Raw genomic sequence first — 22,480 nt, 5'->3', positions numbered from 1 at the left:
GAGTCGCCGAGCACGCGTACCGCGATCCCCGGCGTGTTCGCCTGCGGCGACCTCGTCGACCGCACGTACCGGCAGGCGGTCACCGCGGCCGGATCGGGTTGTGCCGCCGCGATCGACGCGGAGCGCTGGCTTGCCGAGGCGCCGCTCGACACCGAATTCGTCGGCGGCGGCTACGGCGCCGATTCCGCCGATGTCGCGGCCGTCGCACACTGACCGAGAAAGCACACCGGGAAACGGAGAATCCATGGCAGCAAACACCGTCGACGTCACCGACGCGACGTTCCAGTCGGACGTGATCGACAGCGGGAAGACCGTGCTCGTCGACTTCTGGGCGGCCTGGTGTGGGCCGTGCAAGATGGTGGCGCCCGTGCTGGACGAGATCGCGGGTGAGAACAAGGAGAAGCTGACGGTCGCAAAGCTCGACATCGACGCGAACCCGGCCACCGCGCGGGACTACCAGGTCATGTCGATCCCGACGATGATCCTGTTCAAGGACGGCAAGCCGGTGAAGCAGATCGTCGGTGCCAAGCCGAAGGCGGCGCTGCTGTCGGATCTGTCGGACTACCTGTAGATCCGCCCGAACGGATGACGGCACGGCCCGGGCGTCCCGGACCGTGCCGTTTCTGTGTCCGGACCGTCACCCGTTCGCGTCGCAGGACACGCCGGGAGCGCCCCCTCGATCGGGTGCCGACCACCACGCAGGGCACAATGTAGGCCGCCCAGCGCCGCGTTGCGGCGCCCACGAGACGCGAGCGAGGGGTGCATGCAGCTGCTGCGCCGAGGGGACAGCGGTCCGGCGGTCGTCGAGGTCTGCAGGATGCTCCGGCAGTACGGCCTGCTGGCCCCGCGGGCGCCCCGCGCCGGAGAGGGGTACTTCGACGACGTCGTGGAGCACGCCGTGCGGGCCTTCCAGCAACGTCGGGGGCTCATCACGGACGGGATCGTCGGCTCGGCCACGTACCGCGCGCTGCGGGAGGCGGGCTGGAAGCTCGGCGATCGGATGCTCGCGCTGCTCATCTCGTCGCCCATGAGCGGCGACGACGTCGTCACGCTGCAGGAGCGCCTGCTGGAGCTCGGCTACGACAGCGGCCGGCCCAGCGGCGTGTTCGACGAGCAGACCGAGCGTGCGCTCCGGGCGTTCCAGCGGGATTTCTGCGCCGTATCGGACGGGGTCTGCGGCCCGGACACCTTGCGGGCGCTGCGGCTCCTCGGCGCGCCTCGCGCCACCGGCGGCCGCCCGCACCTGCTGCGCGAGGAGGAGTCCCTGCGCCGGGCGGGTCCACGGCTGCGCGGCAAACGCATCGTGATCGACCCGGGGCACGGCGGCCCTGATCGCGGGGTGACAGTGGCGGGGATCGCCGAGGCCGACCTGGTGTGGGACCTCGCCCGCAGGATCGTCGGCCGCATGTCGGCCACCGGCATGGAGGCGATGCTGTCGCGGCGCGAGGACACCTGCCCGCTGGAGTCCGAGCGCGCGGCGCTCGCGAACAGCACAGGAGCCGATCTCGTCCTGTCGCTGCACACCGACGCGAACCACAGCCTGCACGCCCAGGGCATCGCGACGTTCCACTTCGGCAACGGCTCCGGGTCGACCTCGACGGTCGGGGAGGCGCTCGCCGGTCTCATCCAGCGCGAGCTGCTCATCCGCACGTCGATGATGGACTGCCGCAGCCAGGGCCGGACGTGGGAGCTGCTACGGCTCACGCGGATGCCGGCGGTGCGGGTGGAGGTCGGCTACCTGACCCACCTCGGCGACCGGCGCAAGCTGCTCGACCCGAACTTCCGCGACGTGGTGGCCGAGGGTGTCCTCGTCGCCGTGAAACGGCTGTACCTGCTCGGGCAGGACGACCAGCCGACCGGCACGTTCACGTTCTCGGACGTGCTCGCCCGCGAGCTGGAGCGGGGCGCGCAGGCGATCTGACGGCCCCGCCCCGGAGCCGAGTCAGTACGCGGGCACGCGCGCCGGTCGCTCGACCTGCTCGACGGGCCCCGTGGACTGCATGGGGATGCTGACGGACGTCAGCAGCTGCTCGAGCGCCGCCTCGACGTCCTCCTTCCACGTCATCCCGGAGCGCAGCTCCATGCGGAGCCTCGGCCACCGCGGATGCGGGCGGATCGTCTTGAATCCGACGCCTCTGAGGAAGTCGGCGGGGATGACGCAGCCCGGCTCGGTGCCGGGGCGGGCGTCGCCGAACACCTCGACGGCCTTCACCCCGCGGCGCGTGAGGTCCTTGACGACGGACTGCGCGAGCAGGCGACCCAGTCCCTCGCCGGAGAACTCGGGCATGACCTGCATCGTCGTGAGAAGCACGGCATCCGCGCTCACCGGCCCGGTCGGCATCTCCTGGGCCCTGGGTACCGCGGAGGGCGGCGCGTAGATGGCATAACCTGCGGGCACGCCGCGCACGTAGACGACCTTGCCGCACGAGCCCCACTCGAGCAGCACCTCGGAGACCCACGCCTCCTTCTCGAACTCCACCGAGCCGAACTCGACGGCCTGGTTGGCGAGATGCGGGGAGAGCTCCCAGAAGACGCAGCGACGACACCGCTTGGGCAGATCGTCGAGGTTGTCGAGCGTGAGAGCCGCCATGTGCCAGGACAACGGCCAACCTCCGGCGGCAGATGCGAATGGGTTGCCGCCGCACGGTGCGCCGACAACCCCGACGATAAATCGATGCAGACACCGACGGTACCCCAGGTGAGGCGACCGGCGGCTGGACTACGACGACCGGTCTGGTTTCACGTGAAACCAGACCATCAGGGTGACGGCGGCGTCATGAGCGCCGCGATGCGCTCCAGGTCCTCGACCGAACCGAACTCGACGACGATCCGGCCCTTGCGCTGGCCCAGCTCGACCTTGACGGTCGTGTCGAAGGTGTCGGAGAGGCGGTCGGCGAGCTCACGCACCGCCTCCGGGGCCTGCGCCGTGCGCCGCGCCGGGCGCCGGCGTTCCGGCTTGCCCTGCCGGGCGAGGAGCACGGCCTCCTCGGTCGCACGCACCGAGAGCCCCTCCGCGACGATCCGTACGGCGAGCTGCTCCTGCTGCGCGGCATCGTCCAGGCCGAGCAGCGCCCGGGCGTGACCCGCGGCCAGGACGCCCACGGCGACCCGGCGCTGGACCGACACCGGGAGCTTGAGCAACCGGATCGTGTTCGTGACGGCGGGCCGGCTGCGACCGAGCCGGTCCGCGAGCTGGTGGTGGGTGACCCCGAACTCCTCCAGCAGCTGCTCGTAGGCCGCCGCCTCCTCCAACGGGTTCAGCTGGACGCGGTGGATGTTCTCCAGCAGCGCGTCACGCAGCATCTCGTCGTCGCCGGTTTGCCGGACGATCGCGGGAATGCTCCGAAGTCCCGCCCGCTGCGCGGCCCGCCAGCGACGCTCGCCCATCACCAGCTCGTAGCCGCCGCGGCGCTCGCGCACGACGACGGGCTGAAGGAGGCCGAACTCGCGGATCGAGTGCTCCAGCTCCGCGATGGTCTCCTCGTCGAACACCGTGCGCGGCTGGCGCGGGTTCGGGCGGATCATCGTCACGTCGATCTCGCGGTAGACCGTGCCCTCGACCGGCAGCGGTTCGGCGTCCGGCGCCGGGCGTGGCGCCCCGTGGTCCTGCCGGGACCAGGCCGGCGCGACGGCGCCGACGGCGCGCGCCGGAGCGTCGACCCCGGCGGCACCGGTCGGGATCAACGCCGCCAGGCCGCGTCCGAGTCCACCCTTGCGCTCCGCCATCGCGGCCTACCCTCCGGTCGGGGAGCCGACGGCTCCGCGTTCGGCGATCTCCCGGGCGGCGTCCACGTAGCTCATCGAGCCGCGCGAGCCGGGATCGTAGGCGAGCACCGTCTGCCCGTAGCCGGGCGCTTCGGAGACCTTGACGCTGCGCGGGATGACCGTGCGCAGGACGGTGTCGCCGAAGTGCTCGCGCACCTCGCTGGTGACCTGGTCCGCAAGCTTCGTGCGGCCGTCGTACATCGTGAGCAGGATCGTCGAGACGTGCAGCTCCGTGTTGAGGTGTGCGCGGACGAGGTCGATGTTGCTGAGGAGCTGCCCCAGGCCCTCCAGCGCGTAGTACTCGCACTGGATCGGGATGAGCACCTCGGCGGCAGCGACGAGCGCGTTCACGGTGAGCAGGCCGAGCGAGGGCGGGCAGTCCACGAAGACGTAGTCGACGTCGAGGTCGTCGAGGACCTCGGGAGAGAGCGCCTGCCGCAGCCGGTTCTCCCGGGCGACCATGCTGACGAGCTCGATCTCGGCGCCCGCAAGGTCGATCGTCGCGGGAACGCAGAGCAGCCGTGGCGACGCGGTGCTCACCACGACCGCGTCCGTCAGGCGGATCTCACCGAGAAGCGCCTCGTACACCGAGGGGGTGCCGACGCGATGCTCGACGCCGAGCGCCGTGCTCGCGTTGCCCTGGGGATCGAGGTCGATCACCAGCGCCCGGATGCCGTGCATCGACAGCGCCGCTGCGACGTTGACGGTGCTCGTCGTCTTCCCGACGCCGCCCTTCTGGTTGGCGACGGTGAGGATTCGCCGATGGGTCGGCCGTGGCATGGCATAGCGGTCCGGGTGCAGCACGCGCGCCGCCCTCTCCGCCTCCTCGGCGATCGGGGTCCAGTCGGTCGACCGCACGCGCGATGTTTCACGTGAAACACGGGGCGCGGACACGTCGTAGGTCACGCGGATCGACCCTTCTTCCGTCGCGCCGGACGCCCGGTCGGCCGGCCCTGCTTCTCGACAACGACAACGGTGCTCGGGGGGTCGACGAGGCCGATCCCGCAGCGCACCACCCGGGGGGTACGGCCACCGGCCCGCAGCACCGCGGCCGCGTCCCGCTCGACCTCGGCGGGCGCGGACGCACCCTTCACCGCGAGCAGTGTGCCCCCCGGGCGCAGCAGGGGGAGCGCCCACCCCGCCAGCCGTGCCAGGGGAGCGACGGCACGGGCGGTCGCCACGTCGGCACCTTCCCATCGTCGTCGCACCGCGGCCTCCTCCGCCCGACCCCGTTCGACCCGGACGTCCAGATCCAGATCGTCGAGAACCTCGACGAGCCACTCGACCCTCCGGGCGAGCGGTTCGACCAGAACGATCTGGAGATCGGGCCTGGCCAACGCCAACGGTATCCCGGGCAGCCCCGCTCCCGAGCCGATATCGACCACGCGTGCGCCGTCGGGAACGAGTTCTGCGACGACCGCGCAGTTGAGCACGTGCCGGTCCCAGATCCGCTCCGCCTCGCGCGGCCCGACCAGTCCACGTTCGACGCCCGTCGTCGCGAGGTGCTCGGCGTAGCGGCGCGCGAGGGCGAGCCGGTCGCCGAACACAGTGGACGCCGGATGTTCCACGTGAAACATCGCGCCTCAGGGGTTGCGGAACACGACGACCTGGCGCCGCGGCTCCTCGCCCTCGCTCTCGCTCGACACGCCCTTGATCCGCGCGACGGCGTCGTGCACGACCTTGCGCTCGAACGGCGTCATCGGCCGCAGGCGCACCGGCTTACCGCCGTCGAGGACCTCGCGGCCGGTGCGGATGCCCAACTCGGTGAGCTCGTCGCGGCGTGACTGACGCCAGCCCGCGATGTCGAGCATCAGGCGGCTGCGGTTGCCGGACGCCTGCTGCACCGCGAGCCGGGTGAGCTCCTGCAGTGCCTCGAGCACCGAGCCGCGGTCGCCGACCAGCTTCTCCAGATCTTCGCCGCCGTCGATGCTGACGATCGCCCGTCCCGCCTCGACGTCGAGGTCGATGTCGCCGTCGTAGTCGAGCACATCGAGCAGGCGCTCGAGGTAGTCACCGGCGATGTCGCCCTCGCGCACGAGCTGATCCTCCGCGACGACCGCGCCACGGCCGCCCTCCGCTGCTCCGTCGGACTTCGGCACGTGCATCTCCTTCCGATGTCACGCACCGGTGCCCGGGGCGGTGCCCGGACACCGGTGCCGCGGCCGCCCGGGTGTCGGCAGCCGCCGGTGGTTCGTGGGTCAGCGGCGCTTCTTGCCACCTCGGCGGGCCGGCTGACGGGGGGTGGTGCCGTTCGCGGAGCCGCCCTCGGACGAGCCAGCAGAGGAGCCAGCAGCGCCGTTCGCCGACTCCTTCGCCGACTCCTTCGCCGAGCCGGACCCGTTCGGCGAGGCGTCGGGCGCTGCGTTCGCCGCACCCTCCGCGGACGCCTGCTTGCGCGTGACGGGCTTGCCACCCGAGATCTTCGCGGGGCGCTCGGGCTGGCTCGAGGTCGACCGCTCCGGGCGGACCGGCTTCTGGCCGGGACGCGGTGCGCGGGTCTGAGAGACCTCCGCGGCGCGGGTCTTCTTCTCCGCCTCCTCGGCGTCGATCTTCCGGTAGACGATGTACTGCTGACCGAGCGTCCACAGGTTGTTGGCGACCCAGTAGAGGAGGACTGCCAGCGGCAGGAACGGCGCTCCGACGACCACACCGATCGGGAAGACGTACAGCATCAGCTTGTTCATGATCTCGGCCTGCGGGTTGGCGTCCCGCTGTGCCTGCGTCTGTCGCGCGACCGAGTGCCGGGCCGTGATGTGGGTGAAGATGCCCGCCGCGATCATCAGCGGGATCATCACGATGAGCATCGACGTCATCGACGTCCCGAGCGCGGCGAGCTGCTCGCTGCCCATCGCAGGCCACGCATTCAGCTTGGCCCCGAAAAGGCTCGAGTTCACGAACGACTCGACGCCCTCCGCGTCGAAGAAATAGTTCTCCTGGTCGCCCGGCTGGAACTCCCTCAGCACGTGGAACAGGCCGATGAACACCGGCACCTGCACCAGCACCGGCAGGCAGCCACCGAGCGGGTTGAAGCCCTCCTGCCGCTGGAGCTTCTGCATCTCCTCGGAGAGCTTCTGGCGGTCGTTGCCGTACTTCTTCTTGAGCTTCTGCATCTCCGGTGCGAACTCCTGCATCTTCCGCATGGAGCGCACCTGGTGGACGAACGGCTTGAACAGCAGCAGCCGCAGCGTGAAGACGAGGAAGACGACCGCGAGGGCCCAGGCGATGCCGCTGGAGTAGCCGAGGACGTACCCGAACGCCTGATGCCAGAACCAGAGGATGAAGGAGACGGGGTAGTAGATGAAGTTCAGCACGGGGCTTGCTCCTCGTGGTCCTGGACCGGGCGGTTGCCGGGACGGCCGCCTTGTCGATCACGGCGCGGCGGAACGTGGTCGACCCCCCCAGGGTGCCACGGACCGCAGCGCAGCAGGCGTCCGGCGGTGAGCCACGTGCCCCGCAACGCACCGTGCCTGCGCACGGCCGTGACGGCATATGCACTACAGCTGGGATAGAAGCGACACGTCGGCGGGAGTGCCGGCGAGATCCAGCGGCGGTACACCGCCAGCAGACCGAGCAGCAACCGGGCGAGCAGGGAGGGACGGTCCGTCACCGGGCACCGGCCTTGCGCAGCGCGCCACGCAGCCCCGCGTCCAGGTCGGCGGCCAGCTCCGCCGACGACGCCGTGGCGGCCGGCGGGAGCGCCCGTACGACGAGGCGCGTGCTCGGCGGGAGGCCCACCAGGCGGGCGGCGACGAGATGGCGCAGCCGCCGGGCGACCCGGTGGCGGACCACCGACCCACCGACGGCGCGGCTGACGACGAAGCCGGCCCGCGGCGGGGGAGCGCCGTCCACGTCCAGGTGCACGACCAGACGTTCCCGGCCACCTCGTCGGCCCCGGCGGATCACCGAGGCGAACTCCTCCCGGCGGGTCAGCCGGGAGCCGGCCGGGAGCACCGGGCTCAGGCCGAGAGCCGCGAGCGACCCTTGCTGCGCCGGGCGGCGAGGATGGCGCGCCCCGCGCGTGTGCGCATCCGCAGCCGGAACCCGTGCGTCTTCGCGCGGCGGCGGTTGTTCGGCTGGAAGGTGCGCTTGCTCACGGCGGGCTCTCCTGGTCGACGGGCGGGCATCGGGGTCCGCCGTCGGTCTGCACTCGGGTCTTCACGGGATGCGGTGCGCATCCCCGCCGGAAGCCCGGACGGCGGCGCACACGCCTGAGGAGAAGAGTACGCAAGCCCGGAACGGGGGGTCAAACCACCCCCGTGCTGCCGGGTTGTGGCACGGGCCCGCTGTTGTTAGCGTGCCCTCTCACAGTTCGACCCGGGTGAGATCCCCACCGGGACGGTCCCGTGCCCACCGTGCCTCGCGCTCCCGCGTACGGTGCTGCTTGCACACAGATGTGGACAACTCTGGGGATGATCAGTCCCGGATTCCGGCCCGCCGGCCGGCGTAATGCGCAGGGGGATCCGGAAGGGGGGCGTCCCGTGGCAACCGGAACGAGCGACCTGGGCCAGGTCTGGATCCAGGTGATCGCCGACCTGTCCGGGTCCCCAACGGGCTCCCCCGGGCAGCCACTCTCGCCGCAGCAGCGCGCCTTCCTGCGGCTCACCCGCCCGCTCGGCCTGATCGACGGCACCGCGCTGCTGGCGGCGCCGAGCGAGTTCGCGAAGGACGCGATCGAGCGCATCCTGCGGCGCCCCATCAGCGACGCGCTGGGCCGCCACCTCGGCGTGACAGTGAACCTCGCGGTCGTCGTCGACGCCTCTGCGGCGTCCGGCGGCACCGACGTCCCCCAGCCCGGCGGTGAGCAGCCGGCCCCGGGTCACCCCGGATCGGACGGCGCCCGCCACATGGACCGCAGGGGGAGCGACCCGGCCCTGCTGGCCACGACCAACGGCCACGACGGCGCCGCGATGACGGCCGACCTGGACGCCCTCGACGCGTCGGTCGCGAACGGCGCCGCGATGCCGGGCACCCTGGCCGAGCCGGAACCGGGCCCGCAGCAGGAGATGTGGCCGACCTATGCGGGCCCGCCACCGGCCGAGCAGGCGGCGCCGCGGTCCCAGACGAGGCTCAACGAGAAGTACATCTTCGACACCTTCGTCATCGGCGCCTCGAACCGCTTCAGCCACGCGGCCGCCGTCGCCGTGGCCGAGGCGCCTGCGCGGGCGTACAACCCGCTCTTCATCTGGGGCGACTCGGGGCTGGGCAAGACCCACCTGCTGCACGCGGTGGGCCACTACACGCAGCGCCTGTTCCCCGGGATGCGGGTGCGGTACGTGTCCACCGAGGAGTTCACCAACGACTTCATCAACTCGCTGCGCGACGACCGCAAGGTCGCCTTCCAGCGGCGCTACCGCGACGTCGACGTCCTGCTGGTCGACGACATCCAGTTCCTGGAGGGCAAGGAGGGGACGCAGGAGGAGTTCTTCCACACCTTCAACACCCTCCACAACGCGAACAAGCAGATCGTCGTGTCGTCGGACCGGCCGCCGAAGCGGCTGGAGACCCTCGCCGAGCGGATGCGCACCCGCTTCGAGTGGGGCCTCATCACCGACATCCAGCCGCCGGAGCTGGAGACGCGGATCGCGATCCTGCGCAAGAAGGCGGCCCAGGACCGGCTCGCCGTGCCGGGGGACGTGCTCGAGTTCATCGCGCAGCGCATCGAGCGCAACATCCGTGAACTGGAGGGCGCGCTCATCCGGGTCACCGCGTTCGCGTCGCTGAACCGCCAGCCGGTGGACACCCAGCTCGCCGAGATCGTCCTGCGCGACCTCATCCCGGACTCCGCGACGTCCGAGATCACGGCACCGACGATCATGGCCGTCGTCGCGGAGTACTTCACCCTCTCCATGGACGAGCTGTGCGGGCCGGGCAAGACGAAGGCGGTCGCGTCGGCGCGCCAGATCGCCATGTACCTGTGCCGCGAGCTCACGGACCTGTCGCTGCCGCGGATCGGACAGACGTTCGGCGGCCGCGACCACACCACCGTCATGCACGCGGACAAGAAGATCCGCAACGAGATCGCGCAGCGGCGCAAGACCTTCGAACAGGTCCAGGAGCTCACGGCGCGGATCAAGCAGCGCGCCCGCCGCTGAGTCCCCGCAGCCCCCCGCACCCGCCCGAGGCCGGTGGGGCGCTCGACCCGCGCCACACCCTGCACGCTCGACTCGGGCACCGGGCCCGGTCACACTGATCGCGCGCCGGGCCGCCGGCCCGGCCGGTCGAGCCGGGGAGTGCGCATGTCGTCAGGGCCGGGTGGTCCCGGGTGGTCGCGTGGTCCGGACGGCCGGTGGTACCCGCCCCAACAGCCGTACGGGCCGCCTCCGTACGGGCAGCAGCACGGGCCGCCCCGGTACGGACAGTCCCCGCCCGGACAACCGGAGTACGGGCAGCAGTTCGGACCGCAGTTCGGACAGCCACAGGGACCGCCACAGCAGCCCTGGGGCGCACCGCAGTACGGCCCGCCCGGTGCCGGCGCGCCCCCGCCACGCGGCAGCGGCGCGGGCAAGGTCGTCGCCATCGTGCTGGGCCTGCTCGGTGTTCTCGTGCTCCTCGTCGGGTTCGGTGCCTACTGGGCATTCTCCCGGGTGAGCGAGACGGTGGTCGGCGGATCGGGCTCCGGCTGCACCGTGGTGTCGGCGGCGGACGTCGACTCGACCCTCGGCGGGACCTACGACCTCGTTCAGCTCGGGGGGACGCTCGGTGACTTCGCCGGGGTCGCGCTGGACAACCGGGTGCTGCCGCAGGCGGAGGTCAGTTGCTGGGCGGTCGAGTCCGGAGACGGCGGCCGGCTCGCGCGGGTCGCCCGCCACGAGGGGACCGACGCCGCGCGCATGTACACCGACGAACGGACGAAGGCGATGGGGACCACCACCGACCAGGGTGGTGGCATCAGCGTGTCGACGCAGCCCTACTTCAACAAGGACGTGAGCGCGGGCGACGAAGCCTTCTGCACGAGCGGCGACTTCGCGGGCGCGGCAGGTGTGCTGGTGCGGCGCGGGAACGTGCTGGTGTACGTGTCGACGACGGCAGCGGGCGCGGGGGCGGGCCAGGTGCCCGACATCCAGTTCCCCACCGAGGGCACCTCACCCACCGCCGGGATCGCCTTCGGCACCGACGACGCGAACTGCGATCTCGCGGTGGCGCTGGCGGCACGCGTCTCCTGACGCCGGCGGACCGACCGTTCGGCGACGTTTTGGCAACGATCGCCGCCCGCTGACGATCACGTCGGCGTGGCTCTTTGCGCACGTCCGGCAACCGTGCGTAGAGGACGGCCCCCGACGCGGTCGACGGTGTGGGCGTCCGGCACTCCGCAGCGGGGCGATCCGGTCGCGCTCCGTCCCCGACCGAACACCCTCGTCACCCACATCTGGGGACAAGTCTGTGGACAGACTCACCGAGGCCGGTGGACGGAGCGCGCCGGTTCCGTGGACAACCCCGGGAACGGCACCGGGACAACCCGCCGACACCGGCGTCCATCCACGACAGGGCCCGTCCGTCCACGGCGTGCCCCCGATCCCGCTCCACACCGGCGCGGGGCCGTGACCAGCGACGACGAGTCCTGTCCACAGCACCCACAGCCCCTGTTCCTGCGTCTGTTTCTCTCTCTTGAAGGAACTTCATGAACAACCACGGCGTGGACGGACGGGCGCGGGAGCCGCCGGATCGGCCCTGGACGGCCGACGTGACACCCCACGGCGATTGGCTCTACGGTGGTGCCTCGACATGTCACCGGCCCGGCTTCCCCCGGGTCCACGCCGTCCCTCCGACCGGCCCTGTGCCGAGCCCCCCGCACGACCACCGACGACCGAGGTTTCCCCTCAGCCATCCCTCGCCCATCCCTCAGCCGTCCGACGACGGCCCCGCCCCGGCGCGGGCCCCGTCACCGTCCGTCCATGAGGTCCCACCATGAAGTTCCGGGTCGAACGTGACGTCCTCGCCGACGCCGCCGCCTGGGTCGCCCGCAGCCTTCCGGCGCGGCCCCCGGTTCCGGTGCTCGGTGGTGTGCTCGTCGAGGCCAGCACCGGCGGGGACGGTGAACGGCTCACCGTCTCCGGGTTCGACTACGAGACCTCGGCTCGGGTCGAGCTGGATGCGACGATCGGCGATCCCGGCCGCGTCCTGGTCTCGGGGCGCCTGCTCGCCGACATCACGCGGGCCCTGCCGTCCAAGCCCGTCGATCTCGTCGTGGACGGGGCGCGGGCCACGATCGCCTGCGGCAACAGCAGGTTCACGCTTCCGACGATGCCGGTGGAGGACTACCCGCAGCTGCCGGCGATGCCGCAGCTCGCCGGCACGGTCGCGGCGGACGTGCTCGCCGAGGCGGTGTCCCAGGTGGCGGTGGCGGCGGGCCGGGACGACACGCTGCCCATGCTCACCGGCGTCCGGCTGGAGATCGAGGGCTCGCAGCTCACCCTGGCGGCCACGGACCGCTTCCGCCTCGCGGTGCGCGAGCTCGAGTGGACGCCGGGGGAGGATCTCGCCGGGGTCTCGAGCGCGGTGCTGATCCCGTCGCGGACGCTCGCCGAGGTGGCGAAGACGCTCGCGGGCGCGGGGACGGTGAGCCTCGCCCTGTCGGCGGGCGACGGGATGCTCGGCATCACGGGCGGCGGGCGGCGGGCCACCACGCGCCTGCTGGACGCCGAGTTCCCCCGGTTCCGCCAGCTCATCCCCAGCGACCACACGAGCGCCGCCGTCGTCGAGGTCGGGCCGCTGGTCGAGGCGATCAAGCGAGTGGCCCTGGTGACGGACCGGGTGGCGCAGGTCCGACTCGAACTCTCGGAGGACGGGCTGCGCCTGGCCGCGGGCGGCGACGACGTCGGCAGCGCCGAGGAGGAGCTGGCCTGCGAGCTGGACGGGGCACCGCTCACGATCGCGTTCAACCCGGGCTACCTGCTCGACGCGTTGGGCGCCCTGCACGCCGAGCGCGCTCAGCTCACGTTCACCACCCCGAGCCGCCCGGCGCTGGTGCGCCCGGTACAGGCCGAGGAGCCCGGCGGGGACAGCGACGACGGCGACGACGCCGACAAGGCCCGGCCCGGATACCTCCACCTGCTGATGCCCGTCCGCCTGCCAGGCTGATCCCGGCCCCACCGCCCGGACTGCACTGCTCGGGCAAGGAACTGCTCGGACAAGGAGCGACCCGTGCAACTCGGACTCGTCGGGCTCGGCCGCATGGGCGGCAACATGCGGGACCGGCTGCGCGCCGCAGGCCACGAGGTCGTCGGGTTCGACCCGCGGCCCGAGGTGAGCGACGTGGCCTCGCTCGCGGAGCTCGCCGCCGCGCTCACCGCACCGCGGGTGGTCTGGGTGATGGTGCCGTCGGGCGACGTCACCCGCGGCACCGTCCGGTCGCTGTCGGAGGTCCTGTCGGCGGGCGATCTCGTGATCGACGGCGGCAACTCCCGCTACACCGACGACGCCGTGAACGCGGCGCTGCTCGACGGGCACGGCATCCGCTACGTGGACTGCGGGGTGTCCGGTGGCGTCTGGGGCAAGCAGAACGGCTACGGCCTGATGGCGGGCGGGGCACCGGAGGACATCGACCGCGCCATGCCGATCTTCGACGCGCTGCGCCCGGAGGGCCCCCGCGAGGAGGGCTTCGCGCACGCCGGGCCGGTGGGTGCGGGGCACTTCGCGAAGATGGTCCACAACGGCATCGAGTACGGGCTGATGCAGGCCTACGCCGAGGGTTTCGAGCTGATGGAGGCCTCGCCGCTCATCCACGACGTGCCGGGGGTCATCCAGGCGTGGTCGCGCGGCACGGTGGTGCGGTCGTGGCTTCTCGACCTGCTGGTGCTGGCGCTCAAGGAGGACCCGCGGCTGGAGGCGCTCACGGACTACGTCGAGGACTCCGGCGAGGGCCGCTGGACCATCCAGGAGGCCATCGACGCGGCTGTCCCGCTGCCCGTGATCTCGGCGGCGCTGTTCGCGCGCTTCGCCTCGCGGCAGGATTCCTCGCCCGCGATGCGGGCGGTGGCGGCGCTGCGCCAGCAGTTCGGGGGGCACGCCGTGCACAAGGCGGCCGGGCCGTCGGGATCGCCCGGCGAGCCGGCCGGGCCGGGCGCGGCGCGGTAGTGCACCTGCGCCGTCTCGCGGTCGCGGACTTCCGCTCGTGGGAGGACGCCGATCTGCCGCTCGAACCGGGAGTCACGGTGCTCGTCGGGCCGAACGGGGCGGGCAAGACGAACCTCGTCGAGGCGGCCGGGTACGTGGCGACCCTCGGGTCGCACCGGGTGGCGACCGACGCCCCACTGGTCCGCCGTGGTGCGGAGCGTGCCATCGTGCGGGCGACGGTCGTGCACCACGGCCGCGAGCTCACCGTCGAGCTGGAGATCACGCCGGGGCGGGCGAACCGGGCACGGGTGAACCGGGCGCCGGTGGCGAAGGTCCGCGACGTGCTCGGCATCCTGCGCACGGTGCTGTTCGCGCCGGAGGACCTCGCGCTGGTGCGGGGCGACCCGGGCGAGCGCCGCGCGTTCCTCGACGACCTGCTGGTGTCGCGGTTCCCGCGTTACGCAGGCGTCCGCGCGGACTACGACCGGGTCCTGCGGCAGCGCTCGGCGCTGCTCAAGACGGCCCGCGCGGGCGGTGACCTGCGCACCCTCGACGTGTGGGACGGCCACCTGGCACGCCACGGCGGGGTCCTGCTCGCGGGCCGGCTGGAGCTGGTGGCGGGCATCGCACCGCTCGCCGCGGTGGCGTTCGCCGAGGTGGCGCCGACGTCGGAGGCGGCGGCGGCGCGCTACCGCAGCGCGCTGGGGGCAGGTGACGAGCTGCCCGCGACGGCGGCCGAGCTGGAGGCCCTGATGCTCGACGAGCTCGCCCGGGTGCGCCGCCAGGAGGTGGAACGCGGGGTGTGCCTGGTCGGGCCGCACCGCGACGACCTGGAGCTGCGCCTCGGCGACGGCCCGGCGAAGGGGTACGCGAGTCACGGGGAGTCCTGGGCGCTGGCGTTGGCGTTGCGGCTCGCCTCGTACCGTCTGCTGTGCGCGGACGACGTGGAACCGGTCCTCATCCTCGACGACGTGTTCGCCGAGCTGGACACGCGACGCCGCCGGGCGCTGGCCGGCGTGGCCCGCACCGCGGAGCAGGTGCTCGTCACCGCGGCGGTGCCGGAGGACGTGCCGGAGGGGCTGGACGGGACCCGGTACACGGTCGGCCGCGGCGAGGACGACGGGCCGCGGTCGGTGCTCACCGGGCCGGTGACGTCCGAACTGGAATCAGTCGCCGGGCGGTCGTCGTGAACCCGATATGTGGACGAATCTGTGGATAGTGTGGATAACTCCCCTGAGAGCGGCTCTGAACAGCGAAATCAGCCGTCCACCGACACCGGTGAACCGTTCGGCGTCCACAGCGCGGAGGGATCCGTCCACAGCCCTGGGGACGGCGGTGCCCCGTCCGGATCACGTGGCGCGGATCTCGCGCGGGAGGCGCTGCGCGCGGCCCGTGAGGCCTCGGCGCACAGGCGACGGGAGGCCGCCCGGAAGGCGTCCGGGACGGCCCGACCGGTCGCGGGTCGCCGCCGCAGGCGCTGGTCGGGACCGGGTCCCGACGACCGGGATCCGCAGGCGTTCGGGCGGCTGGTCGCACGGGTGGCCATGGACCGTGGCTGGTCGCCGCGGCTGACCGGCGCCACCGTGCTCGGCCGCTGGCCGCAGATCGCCGGGCCGGAGATCGCCGATCACAGCACGCCGGTGTCGCTGCGCGAGGGGGAGCTCGTGCTGCAGGCCGAGTCGACGGCCTGGGCGACGCAGCTGCGGCAGCTGCAGCGCCAGATCGTCGCGAAGATCGCCGCCGCGGTGGGCGACGACGTCGTGCGCCGCGTCAAGGTCGTGGGCCCGTCGGGGCCGTCGTGGCGCCACGGGCCGCGGCACGTCCGGGGGCGCGGTCCCCGAGACACCTATGGCTGAACCTCCTGTGGTGCCGCTCACACCGCTCAATGGGCCACTCAAAGCGCCGAGGAGTGCGGTGCGGGCCCCCGACCTCGATAAACTGAGGCGAGCGGCATCTGCGGCCCGTTCAGCGGCTCGTGACAGCCCGTCAGCCTGAACGAAACCCGTTCTCCGCCTCGCGCACCCTCCTGAGGTGACGATCGCCGCTCAGTGGCGCCGCTGAGGGTGTCTAAGGGGCGTTTGCAGCAACGTGCCAGGTATGATGGAGGGGTGTTACGAGACGGGTCCCCGAGCCCGTCCGGTCGATCGGCCCCCTCCTCCTGCGGCATGCGCCGCGAGCCGAGCGGGCCTCGTTCCGAGGAGACGGGCAGCGAGTGCCGGAGAAGAAGAACGCCTACAGCGCGTCGTCCATCACGGTCCTGGAGGGGCTGGAGGCGGTCCGCAAGCGCCCGGGCATGTACATCGGGTCCACCGGTGAGCGCGGTCTGCACCACCTGATCTGGGAGGTCGTCGACAACGCCGTCGACGAGGCGATGGCGGGCTACGCCACGCGCGTCGAGGTCACACTGCAGGTCGACGGCGGCGTGCGCGTCGTGGATGACGGCCGCGGCATCCCCGTCGGCATGCACCCGGTGGAGAAGCGCCCGGCCGTCGAGGTCGTGCTCACCGTGCTGCACGCGGGCGGCAAGTTCGACGGCAAGTCCTACGCCGTCTCCGGCGGCCTGCACGGCGTCGGCGTCAGCGTGGTGAACGCGCTCTCGGCGGCGCTGGACGTGGAGATCCACGTGGGCGGCTCGGTCTACCGCCAGCACTACGACCGCGCGCGCCCCGGCCCGTTGCGCAAGGGGGAGGCGACCCGCCGCACCGGCACGTCGATCATCTTCTACCCGGACCCCGACGTCTTCGAGACCGTCGACTTCAACATCGAGACGATCCAGCGCAGGCTGCAGGAGATGGCCTTCCTCAACAAGGGCCTCACGATCGTCCTGCGCGACGAGCGCAACGGCGACAGCCACGCGGCCGAGGAACCGGACGCCGAGGGCTACGTCGCGAAGATCAAGGAGTTCGCCTTCTGCTACCCGGGTGGGCTCGAGGACTTCGTCGCGCACCTCAACCGCACGAAGGACCCGATCCACAAGAAGCTGGTGTCCTACTCGGCCGAGGGCGACGGCCACGCCGTCGAGGTGGCGATGCAGTGGAACTCCGGCTACACGGAGTCCGTCTACACCTTCGCCAACACGATCAACACCCACGAGGGCGGCACGCACGAGGAGGGATTTCGCGCTGCGCTGACCACCACGGTCAACCGCTACGCGCGGGACAAGAAGCTGCTCAAGGACAAGGACCCCGCACTCACCGGCGACGACATCCGTGAGGGCCTGGCCGCGATCGTCTCGGTCAAGGTCAAGGAGCCGCAGTTCGAGGGCCAGACCAAGACCAAGCTCGGCAACACCGAGGTGAAGTCGTTCGTCCAGCGCGTGAGCAACGAGTGGCTCGCGGACTGGTTCGAGCGCAACCCGTCCGAGGCGCGCACGATCGTCAACAAGGCGGTGCAGTCCGCGCAGGCCCGCATGGCGGCGCGCAAGGCGCGCGAGCTGGTGCGGCGCAAGAGCGCGGGCGACCTCGGCGGCCTGCCCGGCAAGCTCGCGGACTGCCGCTCGACGGACCCGGCCCGCTCCGAGGTCTACATCGTGGAGGGCGACTCGGCTGGCGGCTCGGCCAAGTCCGGGCGGGACTCGATGTACCAGGCGATCCTGCCGATCCGAGGCAAGATCATCAACGTGGAGAAGGCGCGGATCGACCGGGTCCTCAAGAACACCGAGGTCCAGGCGATCATCACGGCGCTGGGCACCGGCATCCACGACGAGTTCGACATCTCCAAGCTGCGCTACCACAAGATCGTGCTGATGGCCGACGCCGACGTGGACGGCCAGCACATCCGCACGCTGCTGCTCACGCTGCTGTTCCGGTTCATGCGCCCGCTGGTGGAACACGGCCACGTGTTCCTCGCCCAGCCCCCGCTCTACAAGATCAAGTGGCAGGGGCGCAACGCCGAGCCCGAGTTCGCCTACTCCGACCGCGAGCGCGACGGGCTCATCGAGGCCGGCCGCGCGGCGGGCAGGAAGCTGCCCAAGGAGGAGGGCGTCCAGCGCTACAAGGGCCTCGGCGAGATGAACGCCAAGGAGCTGTGGGAGACCACGATGGACCCCGCCAACCGGGTCCTGCTCCAGGTCACGCTGGACGACGCCGCCACCGCCGACGAGCTGTTCTCGATCCTGATGGGCGAGGACGTCGAGTCGCGCCGGTCCTTCATCACGCGCAACGCGCGCGACGTCCGGTTCCTGGACGTCTGATGCGCTCCGAAGCCTGGGCCCCGCGTTCCCCGAACCGACCGAGAAGGCTCCCGTGACAGACACCATGCTGCCGCCCCCGTCCGCCGGCGGCGGCGACCGGATCGAACCGGTCGACATCCAGCAGGAGATGCAGCGCTCCTACATCGACTACGCGATGAGCGTGATCGTCGGCCGGGCGCTGCCGCTGGTCGAGGACGGGCTCAAGCCGGTGCACCGGCGCGTCCTGTACTCGATGGGGGAGAACGGCTTCCGCCCGGACCGGGCGTACGTCAAGTGCGCCCGCGTGGTGGGCGAGGTCATGGGGAACTACCACCCCCACGGCGACACCCCGATCTACGACGCCCTGGTGCGGCTCGCGCAGCCGTGGGCGATGCGCTACCCGCTGATCGACGGGCAGGGCAACTTCGGCTCGCGCGGCAACGACCCTGCCGCCGCGATGCGCTACTGCGTCACCGGCGACACCGCGGTGGCCACCCCGGACGGGGCCGTCCCGATCGCGGCCCTCGTGCCGGGCATCGCGCCGGACTCCACCGTCGACGTCGACCTGAAGGTCGTCGGTCTGCACGGTGTGCCGGTGCGGGTCACCGCCGTCCACCACTCCGGGACGCACCAGGTGCTCACGGTCGTCGCCGGCGAGCGGGAGCTGCGCTGCACCGGCAACCACCCGCTGCTGTCCCGGGCGGTCGTCGACGGCAAGCCGACGCTGCTGTGGAGGCTCGCCGAGGAGCTCCTGCCCGGCGACCTGATCGCCACCGCCGAGCCCGCGCCGCCGTCCGCTGCGCCGTTCCAGGAGCTCGAGCTCGCGGCGATGGACCCGGCCCGTGCGGTCCCGGACGCCCCGGACGTCGACTTCTTCGGCTGGGCGCCGGTCGAGCTCGTCGTCGCCACGGGCAGCGAGCCCGTCTACAGCCTGCGGGTGGACGCGGCGGACCACGCGTTCGTCACGAACGGGTTCCTCAGCCACAACACGGAGTGCCGGCTCTCCCCGCTGGCCATGGCGATGCTCCAGGACATCGACGAGGAGACCGTCGACTTCCTGGACAACTACGACGGCCGCACCCAGGAACCGGTCGTCCTGCCCTCGCGCATCCCGAACCTGCTGATCAACGGCAGCGTCGGCATCGCCGTCGGCATGGCCACCAACATCCCGCCGCACAACCTGCGCGAGGTCGGCGCCGGTGTCGTGTGGTCGCTGGAGAACTGGGAGGCCTCCGACGAGGAGCTGCTCACCGCGCTCATGGAGCGCATCCCCGGCCCGGACTTCCCGACCGCGGGGCTCATCGTCGGCCGCGAAGGCATCGAGCAGGCCTACCGCACCGGTCGCGGCTCGGTGCGGATGCGCGCGGTCGTCGAGGTCGAGGACGACAACAAGGGCCGCGCGATCCTCGTCGTCACCGAGCTGCCCTACCAGGTGAACCCGGACAACCTGATCGAGTCGATCGCGGCACTGGTGCGCGACGGGAAGCTCACCGGGATCGCCGAGATCAACGACGAGTCGAGCGACCGCATCGGCATGCGGATCGTGATCACGCTCAAGCGGGACGCCGTCGCGAAGGTCGTGCTCAACAACCTCTACAAGCACACCCAGCTGCAGTACGGCTTCGGCGTCAACATGCTCGCCATCGTGGACGGCGTGCCGCGCACGCTGCGGCTGGACCAGGTGGTGCGCAACTACGTGCGCCACCAGATCGAGGTCATCGTCCGGCGCACCCGCTACCGGCTGCGCAAGGCCGAGGAGCGCGCCCACATCCTGCGCGGCTACGTCAAGGCGCTCGACGCATTGGACGACGTCATCGCGCTGATCCGGGCGTCCGCGACGGTGGACGTCGCCCGCCAGGGCCTCATGGAGCTCCTCGACGTCGACGAGATCCAGGCCACCGCGATCCTCGACATGCAGCTGCGCCGGCTGGCCGCGCTGGAACGTCAGAAGATCATCGACGAGCTGGCCGAGATCGAGCGCGAGATCGCGGACTACCAGGACATCCTCGCCCGCCCCGAGCGGCAGCGCGCGATCGTGCGCGACGAGCTCACCGAGATCGTCGAGAAGCACGGCGACGAGCGGCGGACGCAGATCGTCGCGGACGACGGCGAGGTGCGCAACGAGGACCTCATCGCCGTCGAGGACGTCGTCGTCACGATCACCCAGACCGGCTACGCGAAGCGTACGAAGACCGACCTGTACCGCGCGCAGAAGCGCGGCGGGAAGGGCGTGCAGGGCGCCACGCTGAAGCAGGACGACATCGTCGCCCACTTCTTCGTGTGCTCCACCCACGACTGGATCCTGTTCTTCACGAACAAGGGCCGCGTGTACCGGCTCAAGGCCTACGAGCTGCCGGAGGCCAACCGCAACGCCCGTGGCCAGCACGTGGCGAACCTGCTCGCGTTCCAGCCGGACGAGCACATCGCGCAGGTCATGCAGATCAAGGACTACCAGGCCGCGCCCTATCTCGTCCTCGCGACGAAAAATGGTCTGGTCAAGAAGTCGCGGCTGGAGGACTTCGACTCCCCGCGCTCCGGCGGGCTCATCGGGATCAACCTGCGGGAGGAGGACGAGCTGGTCGGTGCGGTGCTGTGCTCCGCGGACGACGACCTGCTGCTCGTCTCGGCCGAGGGCCAGTCGATCCGGTTCACCGCAGGCGACGAGACGCTGCGCCCGATGGGCCGCGCCACGTCCGGCGTGCTCGGCATGCGCTTCAACGTGGGCGACCGGCTGCTGTCGCTGGCCGTCGTGCGCCCTGACACGTTCCTGCTGGTCGCGACCGCGGGCGGCTACGCCAAGCGCACCCCGATCGACGACTACCCCGTCCAGGGCCGTGGCGGCAAGGGGGTGCTGACGCTGCAGTACGACCGGCGGCGTGGCACGTTGGTGGGTGCGCTCGTCGTCGGCATCGACGACGAGCTGTACGCCATCACCACCAGCGGCGGCGTCATCCGGACGTCGGCGCGCGAGGTCCGCAAGGCCGGCCGTCAGACCAAGGGCGTCCGGCTCATCAACCTCGGCGAAGGCGCGTCCCTCCTGGCGGTCGCCCGCAACGCGGAGGACGATGCGGACGACGCCGAGCTCGGCGGGAGCTGATCCTCCCGACGGGCCCCGAGCCAGTACCGAGGAGATCGTGACGGACACGACGAAGACGCCGGACGAGCCCGACGCCCGCGGATCGGTCAGCACCGGAACGCCGGTCGCGTCCGGCGGGGACGGTGCGGCGGCCGGGAACGGTGCGGCGGGGGAGAAGAGCGACAACGGGAGCAGACCCTCGCCGACGCCACGGTCGAACGGTTCCGCGGAGGGGGATCCGGGCGCGGCCGACGGTGGCCCGGTGGAGCCCGCCGCACCGGCGCCGGCCGACGACGGCGCGGCCGACCGGACCGACCTCGCCGCCGCGCCAGGCAGCGGCCGGGGGACGTGGGACGCCCCCTCGCGCGAGACCGAGCCCGTGGCGTGGGAGAACCCCGGCGCCGCAGGGTCGGCGGAGTCGCCGACGGTGACGATCCCGGCGCCGTCCGCCGTGTCCGGCCCCGTCCCCGTACCGGGGCCCGGTGCGGCGTCGCCGCCACCGTGGCGGCGCATGCCGAGCCCGGACGACGAGGAGATCGCGGAGGCCTCGGCCGCCGCACAGCACGTCACCACGGCGACGGACCTCCTCGACGACGTCCCCACCGCCTTCGTCGAGCCCCCCGGCGACATCGCGGCGACACCGGGTGACACGGCACCCCGGCTCGCGCCGGTCGTCCCGGCGGCGGAGCGCGCGGGTTGGTCGTCCATACGCACCCGCAACCGCCCACCGAGGCGGGCCGCGCTGCAGCTGAAGCGCCTCGATCCGTGGTCGGTGCTGAAGCTCGCGCTGGTGCTGTCCGGGGTGCTGTTCCTGATCTGGATGGTCGCCGTCGGCCTGCTCTACGGCGTCCTGGACGTCATGGGAGTGTGGGACCGGCTCAACGGCACCTACTCCGACCTCGTGTCCGGGGACGGCGCCTCGGGCGGCCAGTCGCTCATCAGCGCGTGGCGGGTCTTCGGCTACGCAGCCCTGTTCGGGATCATCAACAGCGTCCTGGTGGCCGTGGCGCTCACCGTGTCGGCGTTCATCTACAACGTCTGCGCCGATCTCGTCGGCGGGGTCGAGGTCACGCTGTCGGAGCGGGATTGACCGGTGTTCCCGCAGGTCAGAGCCGGGGGGTACCGGTGAGAAGCACCGCTTCAGGCTGAGGTAACCTCGTCGCAGCGCAGGGGCCCATAGCTCAGGTGGTTAGAGCGCGTCGCTGATAACGACGAGGTCGCTGGTTCAAATCCAGCTGGGCCCACCACTCCCACACCACCACCTTCCGCTCGAATCCCAAGGACGTGATCACTGTGAAGAAGATCATCTTCATCGTTGCGGCCCTCGCCGCTGGCGCGTTCGTGTTCGCGAAGGTCCGTTCCGCCCGCCAGGAGGACGACCTCTGGCACGACGCCACCACCGTCTGACGTTCGCC

Annotated in this window: 21 protein-coding genes, 1 tRNA gene and 1 pseudogene; 14 read left to right on the top strand and 9 right to left on the bottom strand. The window is 71.7% G+C overall.

Annotated elements, in window-relative coordinates; all coding sequences use genetic code 11:
• From AB7J25_RS23640 to AB7J25_RS23630, 3 genes and pseudogenes are all read left to right on the top strand, one after another.
• Nucleotides 1–213 (top strand): annotated as a pseudogene (locus AB7J25_RS23640) (thioredoxin-disulfide reductase); the annotation flags it as partial.
• 31 nt (nucleotides 214–244) lie between these two features.
• Entirely contained in the window at nucleotides 245–571 is a 327-nt protein-coding gene (gene trxA / locus AB7J25_RS23635) for a thioredoxin (protein ID WP_428512245.1), read from the top strand.
• A gap of 192 nt (nucleotides 572–763) precedes the next feature.
• Complete coding sequence (locus tag AB7J25_RS23630) at nucleotides 764–1,921, top strand: N-acetylmuramoyl-L-alanine amidase (RefSeq protein WP_428512243.1); 1,158 nt, start codon at nucleotides 764–766, stop codon at nucleotides 1,919–1,921.
• A 21-nt stretch (nucleotides 1,922–1,942) separates the two neighbouring features.
• On the opposite strand, the gene AB7J25_RS23625 is transcribed toward AB7J25_RS23630, so the two are convergent.
• The 9 genes from AB7J25_RS23625 to rpmH all read right to left on the bottom strand — a co-directional run bounded on the left by AB7J25_RS23625 (nucleotide 1,943) and on the right by rpmH (nucleotide 7,859).
• Complete coding sequence (locus AB7J25_RS23625; RefSeq protein WP_428512241.1) at nucleotides 1,943–2,590, bottom strand: GNAT family N-acetyltransferase; 648 nt, start codon at nucleotides 2,588–2,590, stop codon at nucleotides 1,943–1,945.
• A 167-nt stretch (nucleotides 2,591–2,757) separates the two neighbouring features.
• On the bottom strand, nucleotides 2,758–3,726 hold the full coding sequence (locus AB7J25_RS23620; RefSeq protein WP_428512239.1) for a ParB/RepB/Spo0J family partition protein: 969 nt from the start codon (nucleotides 3,724–3,726) through the stop codon (nucleotides 2,758–2,760).
• Nucleotides 3,727–3,732: 6 nt separating this feature from the next.
• The gene (locus tag AB7J25_RS23615) at nucleotides 3,733–4,623 is read right to left on the bottom strand and encodes a ParA family protein (RefSeq protein WP_428512237.1); all 891 of its coding nucleotides are present in this window, start codon (nucleotides 4,621–4,623) and stop codon (nucleotides 3,733–3,735) included.
• Nucleotides 4,624–4,667: 44 nt separating this feature from the next.
• Entirely contained in the window at nucleotides 4,668–5,342 is a 675-nt protein-coding gene (gene rsmG / locus AB7J25_RS23610; RefSeq protein WP_428512235.1) for a 16S rRNA (guanine(527)-N(7))-methyltransferase RsmG, read from the bottom strand.
• A gap of 6 nt (nucleotides 5,343–5,348) precedes the next feature.
• Complete coding sequence (locus AB7J25_RS23605) at nucleotides 5,349–5,864, bottom strand: protein jag (protein WP_428512234.1); 516 nt, start codon at nucleotides 5,862–5,864, stop codon at nucleotides 5,349–5,351.
• A gap of 99 nt (nucleotides 5,865–5,963) precedes the next feature.
• Nucleotides 5,964–7,076 (bottom strand): membrane protein insertase YidC, encoded by a 1,113-nt coding sequence (gene yidC, locus AB7J25_RS23600; RefSeq protein ID WP_428512232.1) that lies wholly within the window; start codon nucleotides 7,074–7,076, stop codon nucleotides 5,964–5,966.
• Nucleotides 7,070–7,372, bottom strand: a complete 303-nt coding sequence (yidD, locus tag AB7J25_RS23595) for a membrane protein insertion efficiency factor YidD (protein ID WP_428512230.1) — start codon at nucleotides 7,370–7,372, stop codon at nucleotides 7,070–7,072. The genes yidC and yidD overlap by 7 nt, the downstream gene beginning before the upstream one ends.
• Nucleotides 7,369–7,716: a ribonuclease P protein component gene (rnpA, locus tag AB7J25_RS23590; protein WP_428512228.1), complete on the bottom strand. Its 348-nt coding sequence runs from the start codon at nucleotides 7,714–7,716 to the stop codon at nucleotides 7,369–7,371. The genes yidD and rnpA overlap by 4 nt, the downstream gene beginning before the upstream one ends.
• A 5-nt stretch (nucleotides 7,717–7,721) precedes the next feature.
• Complete coding sequence (gene rpmH, locus AB7J25_RS23585; protein ID WP_428512226.1) at nucleotides 7,722–7,859, bottom strand: 50S ribosomal protein L34; 138 nt, start codon at nucleotides 7,857–7,859, stop codon at nucleotides 7,722–7,724.
• A 384-nt stretch (nucleotides 7,860–8,243) separates the two neighbouring features.
• On the opposite strand from rpmH, the gene dnaA reads away from it, so the two are divergent.
• The 11 genes from dnaA (at nucleotide 8,244) to AB7J25_RS23530 (ending at nucleotide 22,472) form a co-directional block, all read left to right on the top strand.
• On the top strand, nucleotides 8,244–9,857 hold the full coding sequence (gene dnaA, locus AB7J25_RS23580; RefSeq protein WP_428512224.1) for a chromosomal replication initiator protein DnaA: 1,614 nt from the start codon (nucleotides 8,244–8,246) through the stop codon (nucleotides 9,855–9,857).
• Between the two features lie 144 nt (nucleotides 9,858–10,001).
• The gene (locus AB7J25_RS23575; RefSeq protein ID WP_428512223.1) at nucleotides 10,002–10,928 is read left to right on the top strand and encodes a hypothetical protein; all 927 of its coding nucleotides are present in this window, start codon (nucleotides 10,002–10,004) and stop codon (nucleotides 10,926–10,928) included.
• A gap of 742 nt (nucleotides 10,929–11,670) precedes the next feature.
• Nucleotides 11,671–12,843: a DNA polymerase III subunit beta gene (dnaN, locus tag AB7J25_RS23570; RefSeq protein ID WP_428512221.1), complete on the top strand. Its 1,173-nt coding sequence runs from the start codon at nucleotides 11,671–11,673 to the stop codon at nucleotides 12,841–12,843.
• Between the two features lie 63 nt (nucleotides 12,844–12,906).
• Entirely contained in the window at nucleotides 12,907–13,839 is a 933-nt protein-coding gene (gene gnd / locus AB7J25_RS23565; protein ID WP_428512219.1) for a phosphogluconate dehydrogenase (NAD(+)-dependent, decarboxylating), read from the top strand.
• Nucleotides 13,839–15,008, top strand: coding sequence for a DNA replication/repair protein RecF (gene recF, locus AB7J25_RS23560; protein WP_428512217.1), 1,170 nt, complete (start codon nucleotides 13,839–13,841; stop codon nucleotides 15,006–15,008). Before gnd ends, recF begins: the two co-directional genes overlap by 1 nt.
• 9 nt (nucleotides 15,009–15,017) lie before the next feature.
• Nucleotides 15,018–15,674, top strand: coding sequence for a DciA family protein (locus AB7J25_RS23555; protein WP_428512215.1), 657 nt, complete (start codon nucleotides 15,018–15,020; stop codon nucleotides 15,672–15,674).
• Nucleotides 15,675–16,030: 356 nt separating this feature from the next.
• On the top strand, nucleotides 16,031–18,010 hold the full coding sequence (gyrB, locus tag AB7J25_RS23550) for a DNA topoisomerase (ATP-hydrolyzing) subunit B (protein ID WP_428512213.1): 1,980 nt from the start codon (nucleotides 16,031–16,033) through the stop codon (nucleotides 18,008–18,010).
• 64 nt (nucleotides 18,011–18,074) lie between these two features.
• Entirely contained in the window at nucleotides 18,075–21,086 is a 3,012-nt protein-coding gene (gyrA, locus tag AB7J25_RS23545; RefSeq protein WP_428512247.1) for a DNA gyrase subunit A, read from the top strand.
• Nucleotides 21,087–21,123: 37 nt separating this feature from the next.
• Nucleotides 21,124–22,155, top strand: coding sequence for a DUF3566 domain-containing protein (locus AB7J25_RS23540; RefSeq protein WP_428512211.1), 1,032 nt, complete (start codon nucleotides 21,124–21,126; stop codon nucleotides 22,153–22,155).
• Between the two features lie 80 nt (nucleotides 22,156–22,235).
• Nucleotides 22,236–22,312 (top strand) — tRNA-Ile (locus tag AB7J25_RS23535).
• A 37-nt stretch (nucleotides 22,313–22,349) separates the two neighbouring features.
• Nucleotides 22,350–22,472, top strand: a complete 123-nt coding sequence (locus tag AB7J25_RS23530) for a DLW-39 family protein (protein WP_428512209.1) — start codon at nucleotides 22,350–22,352, stop codon at nucleotides 22,470–22,472.
• Nucleotides 22,473–22,480 lie beyond the last annotated feature (8 nt).

The organism is Pseudonocardia sp. (assembly GCF_050246655.1).
GTDB lineage: Bacteria > Actinomycetota > Actinomycetes > Mycobacteriales > Pseudonocardiaceae > Pseudonocardia.
Note: the sequence above shows the minus strand (reverse complement) of the source record. Positions and strands in the feature narration are given on the sequence as shown.